Annotated in this window: 5 protein-coding genes and 1 other RNA gene; 2 read left to right on the top strand and 4 right to left on the bottom strand. The window is 73.4% G+C overall.

Annotation, left to right across the window (positions count from 1 at the left end; genetic code table 11):
• Positions 1 to 96: 96 nt before the first annotated feature.
• From UO65_RS12845 to UO65_RS12855, 3 genes are all read right to left on the bottom strand, one after another.
• Positions 97 to 624, bottom strand: coding sequence for a hypothetical protein (locus UO65_RS12845; protein WP_035282078.1), 528 nt, complete (start codon positions 622 to 624; stop codon positions 97 to 99).
• A gap of 104 nt (positions 625 to 728) precedes the next feature.
• Complete coding sequence (locus tag UO65_RS12850) at positions 729 to 1,295, bottom strand: snapalysin family zinc-dependent metalloprotease (protein WP_035282079.1); 567 nt, start codon at positions 1,293 to 1,295, stop codon at positions 729 to 731.
• A gap of 158 nt (positions 1,296 to 1,453) precedes the next feature.
• Positions 1,454 to 2,653: an MFS transporter gene (locus UO65_RS12855; protein ID WP_035282081.1), complete on the bottom strand. Its 1,200-nt coding sequence runs from the start codon at positions 2,651 to 2,653 to the stop codon at positions 1,454 to 1,456.
• A gap of 150 nt (positions 2,654 to 2,803) precedes the next feature.
• Between UO65_RS12855 and ffs the strand changes: the two genes are divergently transcribed.
• An RNA gene (gene ffs / locus UO65_RS33990) (signal recognition particle sRNA small type) lies at positions 2,804 to 2,898 on the top strand.
• A gap of 9 nt (positions 2,899 to 2,907) precedes the next feature.
• Here the strand turns inward: ffs and UO65_RS12860 are convergent.
• On the bottom strand, positions 2,908 to 3,903 hold the full coding sequence (locus UO65_RS12860) for an LLM class flavin-dependent oxidoreductase (protein WP_035282127.1): 996 nt from the start codon (positions 3,901 to 3,903) through the stop codon (positions 2,908 to 2,910).
• Between the two features lie 171 nt (positions 3,904 to 4,074).
• Between UO65_RS12860 and UO65_RS12865 the strand changes: the two genes are divergently transcribed.
• Positions 4,075 to 6,162 (top strand): DNA polymerase III subunit gamma and tau, encoded by a 2,088-nt coding sequence (locus UO65_RS12865; protein ID WP_035282082.1) that lies wholly within the window; start codon positions 4,075 to 4,077, stop codon positions 6,160 to 6,162.
• The last annotated feature ends 330 nt before the right edge of the window (positions 6,163 to 6,492 follow it).

Genomic DNA, 6,492 nt, shown 5'->3' on the forward strand with positions numbered 1-6,492 from the left:
CCGACAAACGACCGGGCTTTTCAGGCGCGGACACGGCCGAGCAGATCCACCCACCCTGGCGTTCGCGTAGCCAGTCGCCGGTTCGCGGGGGCAGGCCTAGTTGCTGTTGCCCGGCTTCCAGCCCAGGTAGTTGGCGAAGTAGCCCTGGCGGACGTGGCCGATGCGGCCGTTGACGCTGGTTGCCCAGACGCCGCCGTTGCCGTCGGCGAGGCCGACGTGGCCGTACTGGGAGATGTTCCAGAAGACGAACGCGCCGCGCGGCGGGGTGGCGCCGCCGGTGTGCCGGGCGCCGTCGCCGGAGTTCCAGTGCGCGATCGCGCTGGCGTGGTGGGTGGTGCGGTTCCAGGCAAGGCGGACCGCGCGCTCGCAGTAGCCGTCCTGCTCGGTGCTGCCCTCGCGGTTGCGGAACCAGCCGATGGCGCCCTCGACCGTCTGCAGCGCGCTGAAGTCGGCGTCCGTCCCGGCGGGCAGCACCGCCGACGGGTCGGCGACGTCGGCGGCGGTGACCTGGCTGTACAGCTCCGCGCCGTGCACCTGCGCGGGTGCGGCCGACGCGGTCCCGACCGTGCTCACCGCGATGGCGGCGGCGGCTCCGACGGCCCCGACCAGCTTGACCAGCTTCATGGCAGCTCCTCCCGACTGATGGCTCGGCGGAGCCGGTGCAGGCCGACCCGCCGGTGTCGCCACCAGGCTGGGTCGGCCCGCTACACGGGCACTACAACCGCAGGTCAGGACTTCGCGAAGATCTGCGGCTCGGCGATGCGGACCTGCTCGCCCCGCGCCGCGAAGCCGTTGGCCCACAGCGAGTTGACCCGGCTGCGCTCGGTGGCGTTGGGGTAGGAGTTGGTGCAGCTCGGGCCGGGGCCACCGCCGGACATCAGCTCCGAGCAGGGGCCGGAGTAGTGGTCCGGCAGGCCCAGGACGTGCCCGGTCTCGTGGGTGATCACCCGGATCACGTCGTACTGGCGGACCTGGGCGTAGTCGATGAAGACGTAGCCGCGGCCGTGCCCGTCGGTGCTGGCGTAGGAGCCCCGGGAGTCGTTGCCCTCGTAGAAGGCGAAGTTCCCGCCGGAGGAGACCTGCTGCAGGCGGACATTGGTCACCGAGGTGTTCCAGTGCGAGATCGAGGTGCTGATCTGCGACCGGAACGAGGGGGCGCCGGAGACCGTGTAGGTGACGGTGACCGCGGCGGTGCCGAAGTCGCCCTCGGTGGTGGCGCTGGCCTGGGCGGCGGTCATCGGGGCGATGGTCGCCGCCAGGGCCAGGGCGGCGGCGGCGAAGGACTTGCGGATCATGCGAACTCCTCGGTGCAGGGGGACGAGGTTCACCGTGTCCGCCTGACCGTAGGAGGTCGTGTCATCCCTTCACCAGACCATTGAGCAGTGGTTATTTACCAACCGAAGTGGACGATTGACCCGGCCCGGGGTGTGCTGCTTGCCCGCGGGCGGCCGGGTCAGGCCTCCTCGCCGACGAGGACGGCCTCGGCGGGCACCGTGCGCGGGTCGCGGCCGGTGCGGCCCAGGGTGAGGACGCCCGCGGCGACCACGCACAGCGCGGCGGCGACCAGGAACGGCGCCCGCGGCCAGTCGAACCAGGCCGCGACGTGGCCGACCAGGGTCGCGGCCACCGCGCCGCCGAGCCAGCGGCAGAAGTTGTAGCCCGCGCTGGCAACCCCGCGCGGCGCCCCGCTCGAACTCATCGCGGTGCCGGTGAACAGGGTGTTCAGCAGGCCGGACGCCACCCCGCTGACGATCACCGCGACGACCAGCACGGCTTTGCTGTCGATCACCATGGCCGCCATCAGCGCCGCGTACCCGAGCACGGCGGCGGTGGTGGCCGCGCGCTCGCCGAGCCGGGCGGCGAGCTTCGGCGCCAGCACCACCCCGGACACGGCCACGCCCAGGCCCCAGCCGAAGAAGATCAGTCCGATCGGGACGGCCCCGAAGCCCAGCACGAACGGCGACCAGGCCAGCACCACGAAGAACGCGGCGGTGTAGAGCGCCGACCCGATCGAGGTCAGCAGCAGCCCGCGGTGGCGCAGTGCGCGCAGCGGGTCAAGCAACCGCACCGGGTCGCGCTCCTCGTGCCGGTCAGGGGCCAGTCGGGTCGCGCAGAGGACCAGGGCGACGACCATCAGCACGGCGGTCCCGGCGAACGGGGCGCGCCACGACCAGGAGCCGAGCAGCGCGCCCAGCAGCGGGCCGGTCGACAGGCCCAGGCCCAGCGCGGCCTCGTAGAGCACGATGGCGCCCTGCTGCCCGCCGGACGCCGCGCCCACGATGACCGACAGCGCGGTGGCGATGAACAGGGCGTTCCCCAGCCCCCACACCGCGCGCAGCGCGACCAGCTCGGTGATCGATCCGGCCAGCGCGCAGGCCAGGGTGGCCGCCACGATCAGGCCCAGACCGGCGACCAGGGTGCGCTTGGCGCCGAACCGCGCCGCGCAGGCGCCGGTGATCAGCATGGCCACCACCTGCACGCCCAGGTAGGACGAGAACAGCAGGGTGACCTGTGAGGGGCTGGCGTGCAGGCCCTCGGCGATGGACAGCAGGATCGGGTCGACCAACCCGATGCCCATGAACGCGATCACCGCGGCGAACGCGGTGACCCAGACGACCCTCGGCTGTCGTCGCAGGGATTCGGACAGCGCCATGCGGTCTCATCGCCTCCCGGATCGGCTCCCGGGGCACGGCCGTCCCGGGATTTCGCTTAGCAATGCTACCCAATAAAGGTTAGGACGGCTAAGTAACTTGCCTCACCCGGGGGGTGCGTGGTGCTCCGCGCGCAACTCGCTACACTTGCCCACGGACCCCGTGCGGTGTTCACCCTGCGAACCTCCCCAGGGCCGGAAGGCAGCAAGGATAAGCGGGCTCTGACAGGTGCACGGGGTCCCCTTTCGTCCCGGGGTCAGGCCAGGGCCTTGAGCCCCACGACCTCCGCCACCCGCTCGTAGCTGCGGATTCGCTCGGCGTGGTCGAAGACGCTGGTGGTGATCATCAGCTCGTCCACCCCGGTCGCCGCCAGCAGGTCCTCGATGCCCCGGCGCACCGTCTCCGGCCCCCCGACCACCTGGTCGGCCAGCCGCTGCTCGATGAACAGCCGGTCGACGTCGGTGTACTCGTACGCCGCGGCCTCCTCCGGCGACGGCAGCAGACCCGGGTCGCCCTTGCGCAGCTTGAGGAACTGCAGCAGGGCGGGCTTGGCCAGCTCCCGGGCGGTCTCGTCGTCCTCGGCGCACAGCACGTTCGCCGCGATCATCGCGTACGGCTCGTCCAGCACGGCCGACGGGCGGAACCGGTCGCGGTAGAGGGCCAGGGCCGGGATGGTGTTCTCCGAGCTGAAGTGGTGCGCGAAGGCGAACGGCAGCCCCAGGTGGCCCGCGACCTGGGCGCTGTAGCCGGAGGAACCCAGCAGCCACATCGCGGGCTGGTTGCCCAGCGCGGGCACGGCGGTCACCCCGCGCGAGTCGCGGCCGGTGAAGTAGTCCGCCAGCTCGGTGAGCTGCTGCGGGAAGTCGTCCACCGACAGCGCCCCCTCCTGCCGCCGCAGCGCCCGGGCGGTCACCTGGTCGGTGCCCGGCGCCCGGCCGATCCCCAGGTCGACCCGGCCCGGGTGGAACGCCTCCAACATGCCGAACTGCTCGGCCACGACCAGCGGGGCGTGGTTGGGCAGCATCACACCGCCACTGCCGACCCGGATGCTCTCGGTGGCCATGGCGACGTGCGCGAGCAGCACGGCGGGCGCGGAGCTGGCGATGCCCGGCATGTTGTGGTGCTCGGCCACCCAGTAGCGGTGGTACCCCAACCGCTCGGTCGCCCTGGCCAGGTCGAGGCTGTTGCGCAGCGCGGTGGTCTCGGAGGAACCACTGGCCACCGGTGCGAGGTCGAGTACGGAGAAGGGGATCGTCACCCAGGGGACAACACCGGGCGGCCCACCCGGATTCCCCTCGCCACCCTGTGTCGATCCCCACCCGCCACCCCTGTGGCAATCCCCGCCCGCGACCCCTATGCCGATCCCCACCCGCGCCGGTCAGGCCCCCATCGTGATCATGACCGGCCCCGGTAGTGTCGCGTCGTGGCGCTCGCCCTCTACCGCAAGTACCGTCCCGCGACCTTCGCCGAGGTCGTGGGGCAGGAACACGTCACCGTCCCGCTGCGCACCGCGCTGGCCGCGGGCCGGGTCAACCACGCCTACCTCTTCTCCGGACCGCGCGGCTGCGGCAAGACCTCCAGCGCGCGCATCCTCGCCCGCTCGCTCAACTGCGAGCAGGGGCCGACCGACGAGCCGTGCGGGGTGTGCAACTCCTGCGTGCAGCTCGCCCCGAACGGGCCGGGCAGCGTCGACGTCACCGAACTGGACGCCGCCTCCCACGGTGGTGTCGACGACGCCCGCGAGCTGCGCGACCGGGCCTTCTACGCCCCCGCCGGGTCGCGCTACCGGGTGTTCATCGTCGACGAGGCGCACATGGTCACCACGCAGGGCTTCAACGCCCTGCTGAAGATCGTGGAGGAGCCGCCGGAGCACCTGGTCTTCATCTTCGCGACCACCGAACCGGAAAAGGTCCTCGCCACAATCCGCTCGCGGACGCACCACTACCCGTTCCGGCTGATCCCGCCCGGCGCCATGCGCGACCTGCTGGAGCGCAACTGCGCCGCCGAGGGCGCCGTCATCGAGCCCGCCGTGTTCCCGCTGGTCATCCGCGCGGGCGGCGGTTCGGCCCGGGACACGCAGTCGGTGCTCGACCAACTGCTGGCGGGCGCCGGACCGGAGGGGGTCACCTACGAGCGCGCGGTCTCCCTGCTCGGGGTCACCGACTCGGCGCTGATCGACGACATGGTCGACGGCCTCGCCGCCAATGACGCCGCCGCCGTCTACGCCACGGTCGACCGGCTGGTCGAAGCAGGCCACGACCCACGGCGGTTCGCCTCGGACCTGCTCGACCGGCTGCGCGACCTGGTCCTGCTGCGCGCGGTCCCGGAGGCGGGCGCGCGCGGCCTGGTGAACGCCCCCGCCGACGAACTCGACTCGATGACCCGCCAGGCCGCCCAGCTCGGCCCCGGCACGCTGTCACGCTACGCCGAGATCGTGCACACCGGACTGGTGGAGATGCGCGGCGCCACGGCGCCCCGCCTGCTGCTGGAACTGCTGTGCGCGCGGATGCTGCTGCCCGGCGCGGTCCCCACCGACGCCGCCGCCGACTCGGCGGTCATCCAGCGCCTGGAGGCGATGGAACGGCGGATCGCCAACGCCCCCGCCGCGCAGCCCACCACCCCCGCGCCGCGCGCCGCCGCCCCGGAACCGGCCCGCCAGGAGCCCGCGCGGGCCGCCGCCCCGGAAGCCCCCCGCTCCGAACCCGCCCGCCCGGAGCCCGCGCGGACCGCCGCCCCGGAGGCCGCGCGCCCCGAGCCCGCCCGGGCGGAGGCCCCGCGCAAGAACGCCGACGGCTCGCAGTACGTCCGCCCTTCGCAGCGCGCCGCCGCGCAACCCACCCCCCAGCCGGAACGGACCACCCCGGAGCGCCCGACCCCCGAGCGGCCCGCGCCGCAGCGGCACGCAGCGCCCGAGCCCGCCCCGACCGGGTCCGCCCCGACCGGGTCCGCCCAGGCGCCCGCCGCCGCCCCCGGCGGTCTCGACGCCGCCGCCGTGCGCCGGGTGTGGTCGGAGTTGCTGGCCACCATCCGCAACACCAGCAAGCGCACGGCCGCACTGCTCGCCACCGCCACGGTCCAGGCCGTCGAGGGCGACACCCTGGTCATCGCCCACGCCGCCGCGCCCCTGGCCCGGCTGCTGGCCGAGACCAGCAACACCGACGCCATCGCCCAGGCCCTGGTCACCCTGTTCGGCGGCACCTGGAAGGTCCGCTGCATCCACGCCGACCCCAGCTCAGCCCCCGACACCGGCGCCGCCCAACCCAGGACCCAGCCCAAGGCCACCCCGGAACGCACCTTCGAACCCCCGCGCCGGTCGTCCCGCCCCGTCGAGCAGCTCCCCCCCGAGCCCCCCGCCGAGGACGTCCCCCCGCCCCCCGAGCCGGAGGACGAAGAGGAGATGCTGGCCCAGGCCGCGCACAAGCCCGACCCGGACGCCCCCCGGCAGGACCCCGAGGCGGCGATGCTGAAGCTGCTGGCCGAAAAGCTCGGCGCCCGCCCGGTGGAGGGCTAGAGCCTGGCCTCAAAGCCAGCCAGCCCCCACGAACCGCCGGCCCGGCTACGGAAACGCCCGGGTGGGTGGATGTGCTTGCCCAGCCAACCACCCCACAAACCACCAGCCCAGCCACGGAAATACCCGGGTGGGCGGATGTGCTCGGCCAGCCAGCCACCCCACAAACCGCCAGCCCGACTATGGAAAAGCGCGGTTGGGTGGATGTGCTGCTCGGCCAGCCGACCGCCCCCGAAACCGCCGGCCCGGCGAGCGAATGCCCGGGTGGGCGGATGTGCCTGGCCAACCGACCACCCCCGCAACCGGCGGCCCGACCAAGCAACTGCCCGGGTG

This window comes from Actinokineospora spheciospongiae (assembly GCF_000564855.1).
Taxonomy (GTDB): domain Bacteria; phylum Actinomycetota; class Actinomycetes; order Mycobacteriales; family Pseudonocardiaceae; genus Actinokineospora; species Actinokineospora spheciospongiae.

Coding starts and splice junctions, on each gene's coding strand:
- UO65_RS12845 (WP_035282078.1), bottom strand. CDS start 624: ATGAAGCTGGTCAAGCTGGTCGGGGCCGTCGGAGCCGCCGCCGCCATC.
- UO65_RS12850 (WP_035282079.1), bottom strand. CDS start 1,295: ATGATCCGCAAGTCCTTCGCCGCCGCCGCCCTGGCCCTGGCGGCGACC.
- UO65_RS12855 (WP_035282081.1), bottom strand. CDS start 2,653: ATGGCGCTGTCCGAATCCCTGCGACGACAGCCGAGGGTCGTCTGGGTC.